Below are 18,471 nucleotides of genomic sequence, written 5' to 3' on the forward strand. Positions count from 1 at the left end.
TACCATTCAAATAATCAGGATATCCGTTACGAAAAACACACATCATCTGCCGCCATTTTTTAAAAAATAACGACGCGGGCAAAAGCTCGCAGGGGAACAAAAAATGCTTGGACCAACGGCGCATACAGACCATTTTACCAGAAATAACCTGCCTCCGGTTGAGGACTGGCCGGAACTGTCATCCGGCGACATCACCTATCCCGAATGGCTCAATGCCGGCTATGAACTTTCCGATGCCATGGTGGAAAAAGGGTTCGGCGACCACACAGCTCTGATCGGCAACGGACGGCGGCGCACCTATAAGGAACTCACCGACTGGAGCAACCGCATTGCCCATGTGCTGGTTGAAGATTACGGCGTGCAACCGGGCAATCGCATATTGATCCGTTCTGCCAATAATCCGGCCATGGTTGCCTGCTGGCTGGCCGCCACCAAAGCCGGCGCGGTCGTGGTCAATTCCATGCCGATGTTGCGCCCTGATGAACTGACAAAAATCGTCAATAAAGCAGAAATCTCGCTGGCGCTGTGTGACACGCGACTGCTGGAAGATTTGCAGATTTGCGCGGCAAAAAGCCCTTTTCTTAAAACAGTGATCGGTTTTGACGGCACCGCCAATCATGATGCGGAACTTGACCATGCGGCACTCAACAAGCCGGTGCGTTTTGATGCGGTAAAAACCGGACGCGATGATGTGGCACTGTTGGGCTTTACCTCCGGCACAACCGGTGAGCCGAAGGCCACCATGCATTTTCACCGTGATCTGCTGCTGATTGCCGATACTTATGCAAGGGAAGTGCTGAATGTACAGCCGGACGATATTTTTGTCGGCTCACCGCCACTTGCTTTCACCTTTGGCTTGGGTGGACTGGCGATTTTCCCGCTGCGTTTCGGAGCAGCCGCAGCACTGCTGGAACAGGCAACACCGCCTAAGATGATTGAGCTGATTGAAACCTATAAGGCGACCATCAGCTTTACAGCTCCGACCGCCTATCGCGTGATGTTGCAGGCAATGAATGAAGGTGCCGACCTGTCATCCTTGCGCATTGCGGTTTCAGCAGGTGAAACCCTGCCCGCCCCGATTTATGAGGCTTGGATAGAGAAGACCGGCAAACCGATGCTGGACGGGATCGGCGCGACCGAAATGTTGCATATTTTTATCAGCAACCGTCTGGGCGATTCCGGACCCGGCCGCACAGGCAAGCCCGTTACCGGTTATCAGGCCAAAATCGTTGATGAAAATATGCAGGAAATGCCGCGCGGGGAAATCGGCCGCTTAGCGGTGCGTGGCCCCACCGGCTGCCGCTACCTCGCGGATACACGCCAGAAGGCCTATGTGCGCGATGGCTGGAACCTGACCGGCGACAGTTTCTTTCAGGATGCGGACGGCTATTTCCATTTTGCCGCCCGTGCAGATGATATGATTATTTCTGCAGGTTATAATATCGCAGGCCCCGAAGTTGAGGCCGCCCTCCTCGCCCATGCTGATGTGCAGGAATGCGCGGTCATCGGCGTGAATGATGAAGAACGCGGCCAAATTGTTGAGGCGCATATTGTGCTTCGCAACGGTGCTCAGCCATCTTCTGAAACGGTCAAAGCCTTGCAGGATCACGTTAAAAAGCTGATCGCGCCTTATAAATATCCCCGCTCTGTCCGTTTTGTCGACGCGCTGCCGAAAACCGTTACCGGTAAAATCCAGCGCTTCATGCTGCGTAAGCAAGGCTGAGCGCATCATGCAAATTTATCACTTGACCAAATCCATTCCATCCATATGTTTTAAGTATAAAATAAATTGTGCGCCGCTACCCGATACCACCGCACATCATAAAAATGACTGTGGCCGTATAGCGGAAAACAGAGCATTCAAGGGGAGAATTTGACCATGCGTATCGTTTGTATCGGTGGCGGTCCGGCCGGACTGTATTTTGCCCTGTTGATGAAAAAGAACCATCCCGAGCATCACATCCGCGTGGTCGAACGCAACAAACCCTATGACACATTCGGCTGGGGCGTCGTGTTTTCCGATGCAACGATGGAAGCGATGAAAGTCTGGGATGAAACCAGTGCGGCAGAAATTCAGGATGCATTTAACCACTGGGACGATATTGAAGTGCTGTTCAAAGGCACACGCCAGCGCACAAGCGGTCATGGTTTTGTCGGTATCGGCCGCAAAAAACTGCTGAATATTCTGCAAAAACGCTGTGAAGATCTGGGCGTTGAGCTGATATTTGAAACCGATGTGGATGCAGATACGCAATATCCCGATGCTGATCTGATTATCGCCTCTGACGGGCTGAATTCTAAAATCCGTCATCGCTATGCCGATATATTCGAGCCGGATATGATCGTGCGGCCAAACCGTTATATCTGGCTTGGCACCAATAAGCTCTTTGACGCCTTCACCTTTGATTTCCGCAAGACGGATCATGGCTGGTTTCAGGCGCATATTTACAAATTCGACGACAAGACCTCGACTTTCATTATCGAGACCACAGAAGAAGCCTATCAGGCGCATGGTCTTGATGAGATGTCACAGCAGGATTCCATTTCTTTCTGCGAAAATCTTTTCTCGGAAGTGCTGGAAGGCGCACCACTGATGACCAATGCGCGGCATTTGCGCGGCTCGGCATGGTTGAATTTCAACCGGCTGATCTGCGGCAAGTGGAGCCATTATAATGGTAATTCCCATGTGGTGCTGATGGGCGATGCCGCCCATACCGCTCATTTTGCCATTGGTTCCGGCACCAAGCTGGCGATTGATGATGCGATTGAACTGACCAACCAGTTTAACCTGTACGGTCATGACAAAAGTCATATTCCTGCAGCGCTGGAAACCTATGAGGAAATCCGCCGTGTGGATGTAGCGCGCATTCAGAATGCCGCACGCAATGCGATGGAATGGTTTGAGGTGGTTGGCCGGCGCTATGCGGATCATTTTGAGCCGGAGCAATTCATGTATTCCATGCTGACGCGCTCACAGCGTATCAGCCATGAAAACCTGCGTCTGCGCGATAAAAACTGGTTGCAGGGCTATGAAAACTGGTTTGCCAAAAAGTCAGGCCTGCCGGTAGAGAGCAACAGCAGCACACGTCATGTGCCGCCGATGTTCACGCCCTATCAGTTGCGCGGCGTGACCTTGGCAAACCGTATCGTCATGTCGCCGATGGCGATGTATTCGGCAACCGATGGCCTGATCAATGATTTCCATATGGTGCATCTCGGTTCTCGTGCACTCGGCGGTGCCGGTCTGATCTTTGCCGAGATGACCTGCGTTTCTCCAGATGCGCGCATCACCCCGAATTGTCTGGGACTGTGGAACGAAGAACAGCGCGACGGCTGGAAGCGTCTGGTCGATTTTGTGCATCAAAACAGCGATGCCAAAGTGGCTATTCAGCTGGGTCATGCAGGGCGCAAAGGTGCCACCAAACCCGCTTGGGAAGGCATTGACCAACCGGTTGATGCAGCGAGCGGCTGGCCGCTGATTTCTGCCTCGGCAGAGCCTTATTTGGTCAATAGCCAGAAGCCGAAGCCTATGACGCGCGAAGATATGGATCGGGTAATTGCTGATTTTGTGCGCGCGACTGAGCTTGCCGCAAGTACCGGCGCAGACTGGTTGGAGCTCCATGCCGCGCATGGTTATCTGCTCTCCAGTTTCCTCTCGCCGCTGACCAATCAGCGCGAGGATGAATATGGCGGCAGCCACGCAAATCGTGCGCGTTTTCCGCTGGAAGTGTTCAAGGCCATTCGTGCGGTCTGGCCGCAGGATAAGCCAATTTCGGTGCGCCTCTCCTGTCATGACTGGGCGGAAGGCGGCAATACGCCTGATGATGCAGCGATTTTTGCGCAGATGTTTAAAGATGCCGGTGCCGATCTCATCGACTGTTCATCGGGACAGGTCGTTAAACATGAAAAACCAGTTTATGGCCGTCTGTTCCAGACCCCGTTTTCAGACAAAATCCGCAATGAGATAGGCATCCCGACAATTGCTGTTGGTGCGATATCGGAAGCCGATCACGCCAATTCGGTAATCTCCGCAGGACGTGCCGATCTTTGCGCCGTGGCCCGTCCGCATCTCGCAGACCCCGCTTGGGTATTGCATGAGGCGGCAAAAATCGGGCTGACCTCCGTGCCTTGGCCGAAGCAATATTACTCCGGCAAAACCCAGTATGAAACCAATCTGGCTCGTGAAGCCGCTGCGGCTGCCGTACTGAAATAACCAGAATGAGACCGGATATGAGCAATAATAAATTCCACGGCAGACATGTTTTAATCACCGGCGCAGGCAGCGGTATCGGTGCGGCAATTGCCCGTGACTTTGCTTTGTCCGGTGCCAATGTCACTCTGTCCGGCAGGCGTCATGAGCCCTTGGCGGCACTGGCCGCAGAGCTCGATCAGGCTGCGGGACGCAAAACCTGTTTTGTCGCCAGCGGTTTTGACGTGACGAATGCGCAGGCGATCAGCACAGGTTTGCAGTCGGCACAAGCGGCTTTCGGGCCCGTGAGTATTCTTATCAATAATGCCGGTGAAGCGCCCTCCGCACCCTTTGAAAAAACCAGCCTCGAGATGTGGTCGCAGGTACTTGCGGTTGATCTGACCGGTGTTTTTCAGGTGACGCAGGCTGTGCTGCCGGATCTGAAGGCCTATGGCGCAAATGCGCGTATTATCAATATCGCGTCCACGGCAGGGTTGACCGGCTATGCCTATGTCTCGGCCTATTGTGCTGCAAAACATGGTGTAATCGGCCTCACCCGCGCTTTGGCGCTGGAACTCGCAACAAAAGGCATTACCGTCAATGCCGTTTGTCCCGGTTTTACCGATACGCCGATTATCCGCGAGGCCATTGCACAGATCATGCAGAAAACCGGTCGCTCTGAAGAAGAGGCGCTGGCGCATTTTGTAAAAGCCAATCCGCAAAACCGGCTGATTAAACCGGAGGAAGTGGCACACACAGTCTTATGGCTGGCATCCCCTGATGCCGCCTCAATCAACGGACAGGCAATTGCAATTGCCGGTGGCGAGGTATTGGCAGGATGAGCGAACAAACCATCAGCATGAACAGTCATCTGAAAGCTTTTAAAAATTATCAGGCACAGCATTTTCTGTGGGAGGTGAGTAAAGACGGGCGCGTTGCCACCCTCACGCTCAACCGCCCTGATCGTAAAAACCCGCTGACATTTGAAAGCTATGCGGAGCTGCGTGATCTGTTCCGCGATTTGGCCTATGCATCGGATATTCGTGCCGTAGTGGTGACCGGAGCGGGCGGTAATTTCTCTTCCGGCGGTGATGTCTTCGAGATCATCGAACCTTTGACCAAAATGCCGATGCCGGAACTCCTGGCCTTCACCCGCATGACCGGCGATGTGGTAAAAGCCATGCGCAAATGTCCTCAGCCGGTGATCGCGGCTGTAGACGGGATTTGCGCCGGTGCCGGTGCCATTCTGGCAATGGCCTCAGACCTGCGTCTTGCCACCCATGAGGCGAAAACCGCATTCCTGTTCACCCGTGTCGGGCTTGCCGGTGCGGATATGGGCGCCTGCGGAATTCTGCCCCGCATTATCGGTCAGGGTCGTGCGGCGGAGCTGCTTTATACCGGCCGTTTCATGTCGGCCACCGAGGGCAAAGACTGGGGCTTTTACAACCATCTCCATGATAGTGAGAACCTGCTGGCAGAGGCACAAAAGCTCGCCAAAACCCTCGCTGACGGCCCTTATTTTGCACATGGCATTACCAAAACCATGCTGGCTCAGGAATGGGCAATGGGCATTGATGAAATGATTGAATCGGAAGCGCAGGCGCAGGCCATCTGCATGGCGACACAGGATTTCCGCCGTGCATTTGAAGCCTTTGCCGCCAAACGCCGCCCTGAATTTGAAGGGAACTGAACCATGTCAGATACAGCCTGCCGCGAAGCCCCCGTTCATGAACATCTGGAACTGCCGTTTTTCGAGCAGCAGCAGCGTGATTTTGCTCAAAAGCTCAAGGAATTTGCCGCATCCGGTGTTTTGAAAAACATCGATCATCACGACACCGATGCTGCCTGCCGTAAACTGGTGAAACTGCTTGGGCAAGCAGGACTTCTCGATAGTGTCACCGGTAACAGCGGCAAGACCGAGATTGACTCCCGCTCGGTCTGTCTGGCGCGCGAAACACTGGCATGGCATGACGGGCTGGCGGATTTTGCCTTTGCTATGCAGGGGCTTGGCACCGGTGCGATCGGCCTTGCCGGATCGGATGAATTAAAACAGCATATTCTGCCAAAAATCTCTTCCGGTGAATGGCTGTCGGCCTTTGCCCTGTCGGAGAAAGAAGCCGGTTCCGATGTCGCTGCCATGCAATGCGCCGCGACACAGGACGGCGATAATTATATTCTCAATGGCGAGAAAACCTGGATTTCCAATGGCGGCATCGCCGATGTTTACACCGTCTTTGCCCGCACAGGTGAGGCTGCAGGCACACGCGGCATCTCGGCCTTTGTGGTCTATGCCACTGATCCGGGCTTTTCTATTGCCGAGCGGCTTGAAGTGATCGCACCGCATCCGCTCGCTACAATCCGTTTTGAGAATTGCCGTATCCCCGCTTCACGGCGTTTGGGTGCAGGCGGCGAAGGTTTTAAAATTGCCATGCGCACGCTGGATATTTTCCGTGCTTCCGTGGCAGCCGCCGCCCTTGGCTTTGCCCGCCGCGCCTTGGATGAGGCGCTCAACCATGCGCGTAAACGGCAGATATTTGGCGCAACACTCAGCGATCTGCAACTGACACAGGCCGCACTTGGCGATATGGCGACAGAATTGGAGGCCGCAACTCTGCTGACCTACCGCGCCGCATGGCGTCGCGATGTGCAGAAACTGCCAACCACCCAGCAGGCGGCAATGGCTAAAATGGCGGCAACGGAATCCGCCCAGATGATTATTGACCGCGCATTGCAGATGTTTGGCGGACGCGGTGTGCAAAGCGGAGCAATTACCGAAAAGCTCTATCGGGAAATCCGTAGCCTGCGCATTTATGAAGGGGCGACAGAGGTTCAGAAACTGATTATTGCCCGCGAATTGCTGAAAACGGTTTAAAGGGTGGATCATGGCTTTTCACACCACAAGACCTTTGCGGTTCGGCGATTGTGATCCTTCAGGCATCGCTTATTTTCCGTCTTATCTGAATATTCTGATCGGGGTTCTGGAGGACTTCTTCGCCTCAATCGGCGCGGACTGGAAAAGCCTCAATCATGACCGGCAAATCGCAACACCAACAGTGCGGCTTGATCTGACTTTTGTAAAACCCGGCTTCCATGCTGACCAGCTGGACTTCACACTCAAAGTCACTGCGGTTGGCGGCAGTTCGCTCTCGCTCGACCATGAAGTGCGCGCCAATGGCGATCTGTTATGGACAGCGAAACACAAGCTCGTTGCCACTTCAAGCACAACTCATAAAGCCCGCGCATGGCCCGATGATATCCGCGCCGCGCTTCTCAATCATCTGGAGACAGTTCATGCATAAGATTTTACAGCCGGATAACTGGGTTGCCCCGATCGGCTATTCCAACGGTATCTCGGCACGCGGACGCACCATTTTTATCGGTGGGCAGATCGGCTGGAATGAACAATGCGAATTCGAAACCGATGATTTTGTCGAGCAGGTTCACCAGACCCTGAAAAACATCGTCGCCATTCTCGCTGTGGATGGTGCAGGGCCGGAACATATCACCAGCATGACCTGGTATTTCACCGACAAGCAGGAATACAAAGCCAATATGCGCGGCCTTGGTCAGGCCTATCGCGATGTTATCGGCAAGCATTTTCCGGCAATGGCAGCAATGCAGGTGGCAGGGCTGATTGAAGATCGTGCCAAGATCGAGATTCAGGCCACAGCAGTTGTGCCAGACTAAAGTAATTGCCTGAGTAAGCGACTGAAAATCCGGACAGGACATATGATGCACAGCCCTTCTGACACGCAGCAGCCGATCAGTTTTTCATCTGCCGTTACCGGTGTGGTGCAAGATGGTGTGTTGCATCTCACTCTGGCAAACCCGCCGGTGAATGCGATTTCAGCCGCCATCCGCGAAGGGCTGATGCAGGCGCTGGATTTGGCAGTGAACTCTGCCGAGATCCGTGCCCTCACTCTGCGCGGTGCAGGCAAATTCTTTGCCGCCGGTGCGGATATCAAAGAGTTTGATCTGCCGCCGAGCGAGCCAACTTTGCCACAGGTGACAGCACGGATTGAAGCATCCGCTAAGCCGGTGATTGCCGCCATTAATGGTGCTGCCCTTGGCGGCGGATGCGAAATTATTCTCGCCTGCCATTACCGGCTGGCTGTTGAAAAGGCCAAATTCGGCCTGCCGGAAGTGAAACTTGGGCTTGTACCGGGTGCGGGCGGCACCCAGCGTCTGCCACGACTGACCGGCCTTGATGCTGCAATCGACATGATCGCATCAGGCAAAACTATTTCCGCACAGGAAGCACTGCAGAATGGCCTGATTGATGAAATCGCAACAGCTGAGAACCTGACTGATGCTGCACAAAAGGCAGCACAGCACCATACGGGCAAAGAACCCCGCCGTACATTGGCCTTGTCTGTTCAACCTGCAAACACTGAACAGACAACGGTAAAAATTCTTGCCAAAGCGCGCGGGCGTCTCGCCCCTACCGAGGCGGTGCGTCTGGTATCACTGGCAACCACACTCCCTGCCCAACAGGCTTTGGCCGAAGAACGCGCCACGTTTCTGCGCCTTCGTGAAAGCGATGAAGCTAAAGCCTTGCGGCATGTGTTTTTCGCCGAACGCGAAGCCGGAAAGCATGATCTGCCTGCCGGAACCGTGCCACGGCTGGTTGCTACAATCGGCATTGCCGGCACGGGTATGATGGGCTCGGCAATTGCGGTGGCGGCCCTTGCCGCTGGCTATCAGCTTATCGGCTATGAGCCGACACAGGAAGCGGCAGATGCCGGTCTTGCCCGCATCACAGCACTGCTGGACAAGCAGTTTCAGTCCGGTCGCCTCAGTGAACAGGCATTGCTACAGCAGCGTGCCAATTGCACAGTCAGTGCTGATATCAGCGCGCTTGCCGGTGCTGATCTGGTGATTGAAGCGGTGTTTGATGATTTTGATGTTAAATCAGAGCTGTTTCGCCGTCTGTCCGGCGTTTTGCGTGACGATGCCATTGTCGCCACCAATACCAGCTATCTCAATCCTGATGAATTAGCACTTAAGATCAGCAATCCGTCGCGGGTTGTCGGCATGCATTTCTTCTCACCGGCGCATATTATGCGGCTGCTGGAAGTGGTCAATTGTGCAGAAACAGCGCCCGATGTACTGGCAACCACGCTTGAACTTGCCAAAAAACTGAACAAGCTGGCCATTGTCTGCGGCGTTTGCGAGGGGTTTATCGGCAACCGGATTTTCTCTGCCTATCGCCGCGAAGCCGAGTTCATGCTCGAGCAAGGCGCATGGCCGCATGAGATTGATGCGGCGCTGGAGCATTACGGCTTTCCCATGGGGCTGTTTGCAGTCTGCGATATGGCGGGACTGGAGATTGCCTGGGCAAAGCGCAAGCGTCAGGCGGCAACGCGCAACCCTGATGAGCCTTATTGCAACATTCCCGACCGTCTTTGCGAGGCAGGCCGTTTCGGGCAAAAGAGCGGTAAAGGCTGGTATATTTATAGTGATGGCAAGCGACAGACCGATCCGAATGTCACCGCGATTATCGAAGCGGCAAGGCTTGAGAAAAACATTACGCCGCGCCCCTTCACGCCGGATGAAATCATCCGTCAACTTTTAAAGGCAATGGCCAATGAAGGTGAACAACTGTTGCGCGAGCGTATTGCAGCGCGCAGCAGCGATATCGATCTGGTGCTGATTAATGGCTATGGCTTTCCCGCCCATAAAGGCGGGCCGATGTTTGCTGCACAAAACCATAAGGAACACTAATATGAACGAAGCCTATATTATCGGCGGTGTGCGCACGCCAATCGGCCGTTATGGCGGCGCACTCTCATTGGTGCGGCCTGATGATATGGCAGCGCATACTATCCGTGAGGCGCTGGCACGTTTCCCGTCTTTGAGCGCAGAGATGATTGATGAAGTGGTGTTCGGTTGCGCCAATCAGGCTGGTGAGGACAACCGCAATGTCGCACGAATGGCGGTCTTGCTCTCCGGTCTTGGTGAGACAGTGCCTGCAACAACGCTCAACCGTCTTTGCGGCTCCGGTCTTGATGCCGTCGGTTATGCGGCACGTGCAGTTAAACTCAGTGAGGCTGATATTATCATCGCCGGTGGTGTTGAGAGCATGTCACGCGCACCATTTGTGATGCCCAAAGCCGATGCAGCGTTTCAACGGCAGAATGCGGTCTATGACACGACTATCGGCTGGCGTTTTATCAATCCGCAGCTCGACAAGAATTACGGCAGTGAATCCATGCCGGAAACCGCAGAAAATCTCAGCGCTGATTATAATATCAGCCGCGCAGATCAGGATGCATTCGCATTGCGCAGCCAGCAACGTGCGGCAGCAGCCACGCAAAGCGGGCGTCTGGCACAGGAAATTGCACCTTACACAATTGCAGGGCGCAAAGGCACCAGTACGATTGTTGCTCAGGATGAACAGCCGCGCGAAACTTCACTGGAAAAACTGGCCACGCTTGATACGCCGTTTCGACACGGCGGCACGATCACCGCAGGCAATGCTTCAAGCGTAAATGACGGTGCGGCAGCGGTTGTTATCGCCTCCAAACAAGCGGTTGAGCGCTACGGCCTGACACCGCTGGCACGGATCAGCGGCATGGCAACGGCAGGTGTTGCACCGCGCATTATGGGCATCGGCCCTGTGCCTGCCACACAAAAACTGCTGCATCGCCACGGACTTACCATGGCCGATATCGGTCTGGTTGAGCTGAATGAGGCTTTTGCCACGCAGGCTCTGGCCTGTATGCGCCAGCTCGGGCTGGATGATGATGCAGCGCATGTCAATCCGAATGGCGGTGCAATTGCGCTTGGTCATCCGCTGGGCATGTCCGGTGCAAGGCTGGCTTTGACCGCTGCCATTGAGTTGCAGGCACGAGGTACAAAACACGCTCTGGCGACCATGTGTGTGGGTGTCGGTCAGGGCATCTCCATGCTGCTCAGCCAGCCTTGAAGACTTAATTACATCTGACTGGCCATTCCGGCATTCTGAAAATATTCCGAAGCCTGTGTGAGGCAAAATCTGCTGAAATTTTAAAGCAGCACTTTTTTGTCACACTCAGGACTTTGTGAAACAAATTGTACATTTTTGCACTTGGCAAAACCGATTGCTCATTTATTGTGCAAATATCTGAAACACTGGCAAGAGGTATGAGATGCGTGTCTATCCATTTCCGTCGGTGCCCGGTGTTCGCGCGGGTGCTCCCAGACTTTAAGTCTTTGGCCCCTGCTACAGGCCAAGGCCTGTCCGCCCTCCCTGAAAGGGCGCTTTTCTAAAACTCTTCTTTTTTGCCGCAACACTCAGCTGTTGTTTGTTTTGTCTTCGTTTTCAAGCATTGTCCGATGCATCGAAGCAGGGTCAGAAATCAATCCTGTGAACTGATTTCCCTGCAAAGCCGCTTCGCACATTTGCTGAAAATGTTTTTAAAGGACCAGAATCCGACTCTGCGCGGGCTGGTATGATTCATATGACCCGGTTTCGCATAAATTTCCGTGGGCCTGCCTTCCGCAATGTCCTCGGCTACACTTTCGGCCACTGGCGAAGTCAGCCTCTGCGGCTGACACTGATGATAATCGGTATGCTGCTTGCAACAGCCGCAGATGTTTTGACGCCGCTCTATTCCGGACGGCTGGTTGACGCGCTTTCGCTGAGCGGCGACAGCGCATGGTCTGCCGCAGTTGAGGCACTTATCGTTCTGCTGGCGCTTGGCGCACTGGCACTGATTACACGTCAGCTGACCTTCTATGTCATCACCGATTTCACGCTGAAAATCATGAGCGACATGGCGGCCAGTTCGTTCCGTAAATTGCAGCGCTTCTCCACCGACTGGCACGCCAATGCCTTTGCCGGATCGACTGTGCGCAAAGTCTCGCGTGCAATGTGGGCAATGGATCTGCTGAATGATACGCTGATTATTGCATTGTTGCCATCGCTGCTGATGCTGGTCGGTTCGGTTGCGCTGCTGGCCTGGTACTGGCCGCTCATGGGTGTACTGGTTGCAATCGGCTCTGTGCTGTTCATTGTCTGCACGATCGTGATTTCTCTCGGTTTTGTCGCGCCTGCGGCAACACTGGCTAATAGCTGGGATACACGCATGGGCGGCGCGCTGGCCGATGCCATTTCGTGCAATGCTGTTGTGAAAGCCTTTGGTGCTGAAAAGCGTGAGGATGCACGACTTGCAAAAGTTGTCACCAAATGGCGCAGCCGTACACGCCGCACATGGCTGATCGGAACTCTGAACGGTTTCATTCAGGGAGCTAATCTGCTGATTATGCGCGGTGTTGTCATTGCTTTTGCGCTTTACTTGTGGAGCCAGGGCAAAGCAACGGCCGGTGATATCACCTTTGTTCTGACAGCATTCTTCATGCTGCAGGGTTATTTGCGTGATGTCGGCATGCATATTCGCAATCTGCAACGCTCGGTGAATGATATGGAGGAGCTGGTGCAGATTGAGGCAGAACCTTACGGGATTGCCGACAAGCCGAATGCACCGGCCATTCAGATCAGCAATGGTGAAATCCGCTTTGACAAGGTGACTTTCCATTACGGCAATCATGAAGCGGCACTCTACCGCGATTTCTCGGTGAAGATTGAAGCCGGTGAACGGGTTGGTCTGGTCGGACATTCCGGTTCGGGTAAGACGACTTTCGTCAAGCTGATCCAGCGTCTCTATGATGTCAGCGGCGGTGCCATTAAGATTGACGGGCAGAATATTGCTCATGTCACGCAGGCATCGCTGCGTTCGCAGATCGCCATTGTGCAGCAGGAACCGATCCTGTTTCACCGGACACTGGCCGAAAATATCGCCTATGCCCGCCCCGGTGCGACACAGGCGGAAGTTGAGGAAGCAGCACGTCTTGCCAGCGCCCATGACTTCATCAGCCGCCTGCCAAAAGGCTATGCGACCCTTGTTGGTGAGCGTGGTGTGAAACTCTCCGGCGGTGAGCGTCAACGTGTGGCGATTGCCCGTGCGTTTCTGGCCAATGCACCGATCCTTATTCTGGATGAGGCAACTTCCAGCCTCGACTCAGAATCGGAAGTGCTGATCCAGCAGGCAATGGAACGGTTGATGATTGGCCGTACAACACTGGTCATTGCACACCGGCTTTCAACGGTGCGTGCACTGGACAGATTGCTGGTCTTTGACAAAGGCAAGGTCCTTGAGGAAGGCGATCATGATGCGCTTATCCGCAAACCGGGCGGCATTTACCGCCGGTTGTTTGAACGGCAGGCACTGGAACTGACCAAAGGGCTGGAAGATGTTCTTCCTGAATAAAAAGCGGGGCCGTCAGGCCCCGTTTTAATATGCATCATATAGCTATGCAGCTCAAATATGCGGCAGACTATTCTTCTGTTCGCGGATCAAAAAATGTTCGCGCTGTATCGACCAGCAATGGCGCGATTTCTTTGCGGACGCGATCAACCGACCAGTCAGCCATCGAAACAGAACAGTGAATTGCTGCACGCGCTTTACCGCTGGACGACTTAATCGGTGCTGCAATACCGATTTCATTGAGCAGGATTTCCTCAACAGAGACAGCAAAACCATCCTGTCGCGCCTGTTCAACAAGATCTGAAATTTCACCGCGATCAACTGTCGTGCGCGGGGTATATTCCGTCACCGGCCAGTTTTTTACAGCTTCTTGCCGTGCATCTGCGTCCCATGTGGCGAGAATGGCACGGCCACCAGAAGTGTTCAGCGCCGGATGGGTACGCCCGATCAATGTACCTTCAAAATTGGTACGCTGCACCGGAAGACGCACCGAGTAAATAATTGATGTGTCACATATTTCTGCCAGATTGAATGATTGCCCGATTTGCTGCTGCAAGGCGAAAAGACGCGGCATAACCTGCGATGTCAGCGGCTCTGCGATGTAATGGGCATAGGCCATATGCAGCCATTGATTTGATAGCCGGTAACGGCGGCTATGATTATCACGGTTCAGCATGCCTTCCGCATAGAGCGTGGCGAGGATGCGCTGAACACTGCTTTTCTCAATGCCCGTTATGCGCACAAGATCAGAAATACCCAAAACAGCATTTCCCTCCCCGAAGGCTTTCAACAGGGTCATCGCTTTTATTAGTGAACTGATAATTAAGGGATTTCTTTCGCTTTCACTCAATGGGGCACACTCCAGTCGCAAAAAACTCTTGACGCAGAAGGGAAAACTATGGTTCGATATTAACATGCGATCACAAGTATTGCAATACAATACAAAAGGGGAATGCCAATGAAAAATCAAAAAATCTTTGCCGTGGTTTTCAGCACGCCAAATAAGCCGGTAGCCGACATTTTTTAATTCAGCTTTGGCAGTAAACGGCTGAAGAATATTTCCGGTTTGCACGGTAATGCGTCTGCATCATTTCGCTTTGATGACGCGTAAACCGGTAATCCGTTAACAGGTGAAATCCGGCAGTACCCAGCTGATGCGTTCTGCACTGTCACCTCCGGCCACACCCCTCATATTCTAAAACGATTTTGACGGAGCAAAACTTGCTTGGTTTCATCCTCAAGCGGCTCGGCCTTGCCTTACTGGTTGCGCTGACCGTGTCTTTTATCAGTTTTTGTCTGCTTTACCTGAGCGGCGACCCTGCGACTGCTATCGCCGGAGAAGGCGCGAGTGCGCAGGACATTCAGACAATCCGTGAATTTTACGGCTTTGACCGTCCAATGCTGCTGCAATATGCGGACTGGCTGTGGAATGCCGCACATTTCAATTTCGGCCAGAGCTATTATTTTAAACTTCCGGTAGCAGATCTCATTTCCAGCCGGCTTGGCGTGACTATGCGTCTTGGTCTGACCGCCATTGTATTTGCGCTGCTCGTCGCCGTACCCCTTGGCGTGCTTGCTGCCAAACGTCCCAACTCACTGACCGACAAGCTGGCGCTGTTTATCTCTGTCGCAGGACAGGCAATGCCGAGCTTCTGGTTTGCCCTTGTGCTGATCTCCGTTTTCTCCATTGATCTTGGCTGGCTGCCTGCTTCCGGTGCCAAGACATGGCAGCATTTCATTCTGCCAACCATTGTGCTCGGCTATTATGCCATGCCTGCAATTATGCGCCTCACCCGCGCCGGTATGCTTGAAGTTCTCTCATCCGATTACATCCGCACCGCCCGCGCCAAAGGCTCATCCGAATGGCGGGTGCTGTTCACCCATGCGCTGCGTAATGCGATTATCCCAGTTGTGTCGCTGTCAGCCGTGCAGATGGGCTTCATGCTCGGTGGGTCAATTGTTGTTGAATCTGTCTTCGCTTTGCCGGGTGCCGGACTGCTCGCATGGGAGTCGATCACCCGTAATGATCTGCCGACCGTTCAGGCGCTGATCCTGCTTTTCTCCATGTTTTACATCGTCTTCACACTGCTCGCCGACATCATGAATGCCTGGCTTGATCCACGCATGAGGACCTCATGACCACTTTTTCTTCCATACCGACCGCAGAACAAATTCTGGAACCGTCCCCGTCTGCGATTTTGCGCCGCCGTATTTTCGGTCATAGCGGTTTCATGATCGGCACAATCATCGTGGCAGTGATTGCACTTGTTGCAATCTTTGCTCCGATGCTTCTCAAATATGATCCCTATACGCAGGATCTGCTGAACCGTATGGTGCCCCCGGAATTCTTAGGCGGTAAGTCCGATCACGTTCTGGGAACTGACCAACTTGGCCGCGATTATCTCGCCCGTTTGCTGCACGGTGCACGCGTTTCATTATTTATCGGCCTGTCAGCAGCTCTGATCTCCGGTATTATCGGTACAGCGATGGGCGTTGCGGCCGGTTATTTCGGCGGTCGTGTTGATGCTGTGGTGACATTCCTGATCAATGTGCGTCTCGCAATGCCGGTTGTTCTGGTTGCACTGGCCGTTGTTGCCCTGTTTGGCGGATCGCTGACCGTTGTTGCCACCGTTCTCGGCCTGTTACTGTGGGATCGCTATGCGGTCGTCATGCGCGCTTCAACATTACAGATCGCGCGACGGGAATATGTTGCTGCCTCCTATGCCATCGGCACATCCACGCCGCGCATTCTGATCTCCGAAATCCTGCCTAATCTGATGAACAATTTGATTGTCGTTGCCACGCTGGAAATGGCGCATGCCATTTTGCTGGAAGCCGCTCTGTCCTTCTTAGGTCTTGGTGTGCAGCCGCCGACAGCCAGCTGGGGTCTGATGATCTCCGAGGGCAAAGACATGATGCTGTTCGAGCCATGGCTTGTCATGATCCCCGGTGTGGCACTGTTTGTGCTGGTACTGGCGATCAATCTCATGGGCGACGGCCTGCGCGACATTACCGCGCCGGGCGGACGGAACTGAGGGGAAAACCAATGACTGCTCCTATTCTTAAAGTTCAGGGCCTGACACTGGACATCCCGACCGCCGCGGGCACTCTTCATGCCGTGCGCAATATCAATCTTGAGGTTAAACCGGGTGAAACGCTCTGTATCGTCGGTGAAAGCGGCTCCGGCAAATCGCTGACCTCGCTTGCGGTGATGGGGCTTTTGTCACCGGGTATTCAGCGCAATGCAGCTGAAATGAGCTTTGACGGCATTGACCTGCAAAAGGCCACAGCACGGGAAATGCGTGCGCTGCGCGGTAACCGTATGGCGATGATTTTTCAGGAGCCGATGACCAGTCTGAATCCTGCCTATACGATCGGCAGCCAGCTGGCGGAAGCATTGCGCCTGCATAAATCTGTCAGCAAAGCTGAAGCGCTGAAACGCGCTGCAGATCTTCTGCGTTTGGTCGGGATTACCGCCGCAGAAAGCCGTCTCAACCAATATCCGCATCAGCTTTCCGGTGGTTTGCGTCAGCGCATCATGATCGCAATGGCACTGATGTGTGAGCCGGAATTGCTGATCGCCGATGAACCGACAACCGCTTTGGACGTGACCATTCAGGCTCAGATTTTACGTCTCCTCAAAGACCTGCAGCAGAAAATGGGCATGGCGATGATCCTGATCACCCATGATCTCGGTGTCGTTGCGCGTATCGCTGACAAGGTAGCCGTGATGTATGCCGGTGAACTGGTTGAGGCCGGTTCTGTCAGCGAAATCTTCCGCAATCCTGCACATCCTTATACGCGTGGGCTTCTGGACTGCATTCCGATACCGGGGCGTATTAAACGCGGCGAACGGCTGGGCACAATTCCGGGTATCGTGCCAAATCTGGTCGGTCGTCATACCGGCTGCATCTTCCGCGACCGCTGCCCTGAAGCGATTGAAGCCTGCACCGGAACTATCCCGCAGCGTGATCTCTCCGCTCATCATAAATTACAGTGCATCCATGCAAACGGCATGCGTCAGCCTGCGGAGGCTTTGCTATGAGCCAGCCAGTTTTACAACTCCATAATGTCTCCAAAATCTATCAGGTACGACAGGGCCTTTTCTCCGGCAAAAAACCACTGGCAGCAGTCAGTGATGTTTCGCTGACGGTAGAGCGCGGCTCGGTTCTTGGCCTTGTCGGTGAATCCGGTTGCGGAAAATCAACGCTGGCCAAAATCCTGCTCGGGCTGGAAAAGCCGACCAGTGGACACGTCGAAATTAACGGCGAAGACATCACCAAGCAAAACCGTTTTGAACTGTCCCGCCGTATTCAGCCGATTTTTCAGGACCCTTATTCCTCACTCAATCCGCGCAAAACCATCCGTCAGATCATTATGGCGCCGCTAGTGGTGCATAGTGTCGGCGATCAGGCATCGCGCGAAAAGAAGGTAAAGGAAATCATGGATGTGGTCGGGCTGCCTTCGCGTATGCTCAACGCTTATCCGAACCAGATGTCCGGCGGTCAGCGCCAGCGCGTGGCGATTGCCCGTGCGCTGATTATGAAACCGGAAATTGTTATCTGCGATGAACCAACATCGGCACTCGATGTTTCCGTGCAGAGCCAGATCCTTAATTTGTTGGGCGATCTGCAGCGTGAGCTCGGTCTGACCTATCTGTTCATCAGCCACAATCTCGCGGTTGTTGAATATCTCGCGACACGGGTTGCGGTGATGTATCTCGGACGCATTGTTGAAGAGCGCGAAACTGAAGACATTTTCCGCAATGCCCGCCACCCTTATTCACGGGCGTTGCTGGATTCTGTGTTGACACCGGAACCGGAACTCGGCGTGCCGGACACACAGCTCGGCACAGAATATCCCAATCCGATCAATCCGCCTTCGGGTTGCGCCTTCCATCCGCGCTGCCCTGACCGCTTTACCCCCTGCGATCAGTCCCGTCCTGTCTTGCAGGAAAGCGGCAGCGGCTGTGTCGCCTGCCACCTTTATACCAATGCCACTGCACTGCCTGCCTGAACTGATTAAGGAACTGAA

The 18,471-nt window shown here is 53.9% G+C and carries 15 protein-coding genes; 14 read left to right on the plus strand and 1 reads right to left on the minus strand.

Going from position 1 to position 18,471, the window contains the following annotated elements; translation table 11 throughout:
• The first annotated feature begins 103 nt into the window (after positions 1–103).
• The 10 genes from JNC80_RS11540 to JNC80_RS11585 all read left to right on the plus strand — a co-directional run bounded on the left by JNC80_RS11540 (position 104) and on the right by JNC80_RS11585 (position 13,440).
• Positions 104–1,723, plus strand: a complete 1,620-nt coding sequence (locus JNC80_RS11540; protein ID WP_116088479.1) for an AMP-binding protein — start codon at positions 104–106, stop codon at positions 1,721–1,723.
• Positions 1,724–1,879: 156 nt separating this feature from the next.
• Complete coding sequence (locus JNC80_RS11545) at positions 1,880–4,213, plus strand: bifunctional salicylyl-CoA 5-hydroxylase/oxidoreductase (protein WP_376710418.1); 2,334 nt, start codon at positions 1,880–1,882, stop codon at positions 4,211–4,213.
• Between the two features lie 17 nt (positions 4,214–4,230).
• Positions 4,231–5,031: an SDR family NAD(P)-dependent oxidoreductase gene (locus JNC80_RS11550; RefSeq protein WP_376710419.1), complete on the plus strand. Its 801-nt coding sequence runs from the start codon at positions 4,231–4,233 to the stop codon at positions 5,029–5,031.
• Complete coding sequence (locus tag JNC80_RS11555) at positions 5,028–5,879, plus strand: enoyl-CoA hydratase family protein (RefSeq protein ID WP_376710420.1); 852 nt, start codon at positions 5,028–5,030, stop codon at positions 5,877–5,879. The genes JNC80_RS11550 and JNC80_RS11555 overlap by 4 nt, the downstream gene beginning before the upstream one ends.
• Positions 5,880–5,882: 3 nt before the next feature.
• On the plus strand, positions 5,883–7,061 hold the full coding sequence (locus JNC80_RS11560) for an acyl-CoA dehydrogenase family protein (RefSeq protein ID WP_376710421.1): 1,179 nt from the start codon (positions 5,883–5,885) through the stop codon (positions 7,059–7,061).
• Between the two features lie 10 nt (positions 7,062–7,071).
• Positions 7,072–7,488 carry an acyl-CoA thioesterase gene (locus JNC80_RS11565; RefSeq protein WP_022709569.1) on the plus strand — a complete coding sequence of 139 codons (417 nt, stop codon included), beginning with the start codon at positions 7,072–7,074 and terminating at the stop codon, positions 7,486–7,488.
• Entirely contained in the window at positions 7,481–7,876 is a 396-nt protein-coding gene (locus JNC80_RS11570; RefSeq protein WP_022709570.1) for a RidA family protein, read from the plus strand. The genes JNC80_RS11565 and JNC80_RS11570 overlap by 8 nt, the downstream gene beginning before the upstream one ends.
• Before the next feature lie 42 nt (positions 7,877–7,918).
• Positions 7,919–9,913, plus strand: a complete 1,995-nt coding sequence (locus tag JNC80_RS11575) for a 3-hydroxyacyl-CoA dehydrogenase NAD-binding domain-containing protein (protein WP_376710422.1) — start codon at positions 7,919–7,921, stop codon at positions 9,911–9,913.
• A 1-nt stretch (position 9,914) separates the two neighbouring features.
• A complete protein-coding gene (pcaF, locus tag JNC80_RS11580; protein WP_376710423.1) occupies positions 9,915–11,117 on the plus strand; it encodes a 3-oxoadipyl-CoA thiolase in 1,203 nt (400 codons plus the stop codon).
• Positions 11,118–11,631: 514 nt separating this feature from the next.
• Positions 11,632–13,440, plus strand: coding sequence for an ABC transporter ATP-binding protein (locus JNC80_RS11585; protein ID WP_028233289.1), 1,809 nt, complete (start codon positions 11,632–11,634; stop codon positions 13,438–13,440).
• Between the two features lie 67 nt (positions 13,441–13,507).
• Here JNC80_RS11585 and JNC80_RS11590 read toward each other — a convergent pair whose 3' ends face one another.
• A complete protein-coding gene (locus JNC80_RS11590; RefSeq protein ID WP_272491730.1) occupies positions 13,508–14,353 on the minus strand; it encodes an IclR family transcriptional regulator in 846 nt (281 codons plus the stop codon).
• Between the two features lie 305 nt (positions 14,354–14,658).
• Between JNC80_RS11590 and JNC80_RS11595 the strand changes: the two genes are divergently transcribed.
• The 4 genes from JNC80_RS11595 to JNC80_RS11610 are packed head-to-tail and all read left to right on the plus strand — an operon-like array spanning position 14,659 to position 18,453.
• The gene (locus JNC80_RS11595) at positions 14,659–15,576 is read left to right on the plus strand and encodes an ABC transporter permease (RefSeq protein ID WP_075656749.1); all 918 of its coding nucleotides are present in this window, start codon (positions 14,659–14,661) and stop codon (positions 15,574–15,576) included.
• Positions 15,573–16,472, plus strand: coding sequence for an ABC transporter permease (locus JNC80_RS11600; protein ID WP_022709576.1), 900 nt, complete (start codon positions 15,573–15,575; stop codon positions 16,470–16,472). The genes JNC80_RS11595 and JNC80_RS11600 overlap by 4 nt, the downstream gene beginning before the upstream one ends.
• An 11-nt stretch (positions 16,473–16,483) precedes the next feature.
• Complete coding sequence (locus JNC80_RS11605) at positions 16,484–17,482, plus strand: ABC transporter ATP-binding protein (RefSeq protein WP_116088471.1); 999 nt, start codon at positions 16,484–16,486, stop codon at positions 17,480–17,482.
• Positions 17,479–18,453, plus strand: a complete 975-nt coding sequence (locus tag JNC80_RS11610) for an ABC transporter ATP-binding protein (RefSeq protein ID WP_376710424.1) — start codon at positions 17,479–17,481, stop codon at positions 18,451–18,453. Before JNC80_RS11605 ends, JNC80_RS11610 begins: the two co-directional genes overlap by 4 nt.
• Positions 18,454–18,471 lie beyond the last annotated feature (18 nt).

It is taken from the genome of Pseudochrobactrum lubricantis (assembly GCF_041929865.1).
GTDB classification, from domain to species: Bacteria; Pseudomonadota; Alphaproteobacteria; order Rhizobiales; family Rhizobiaceae; genus Pseudochrobactrum; species Pseudochrobactrum saccharolyticum.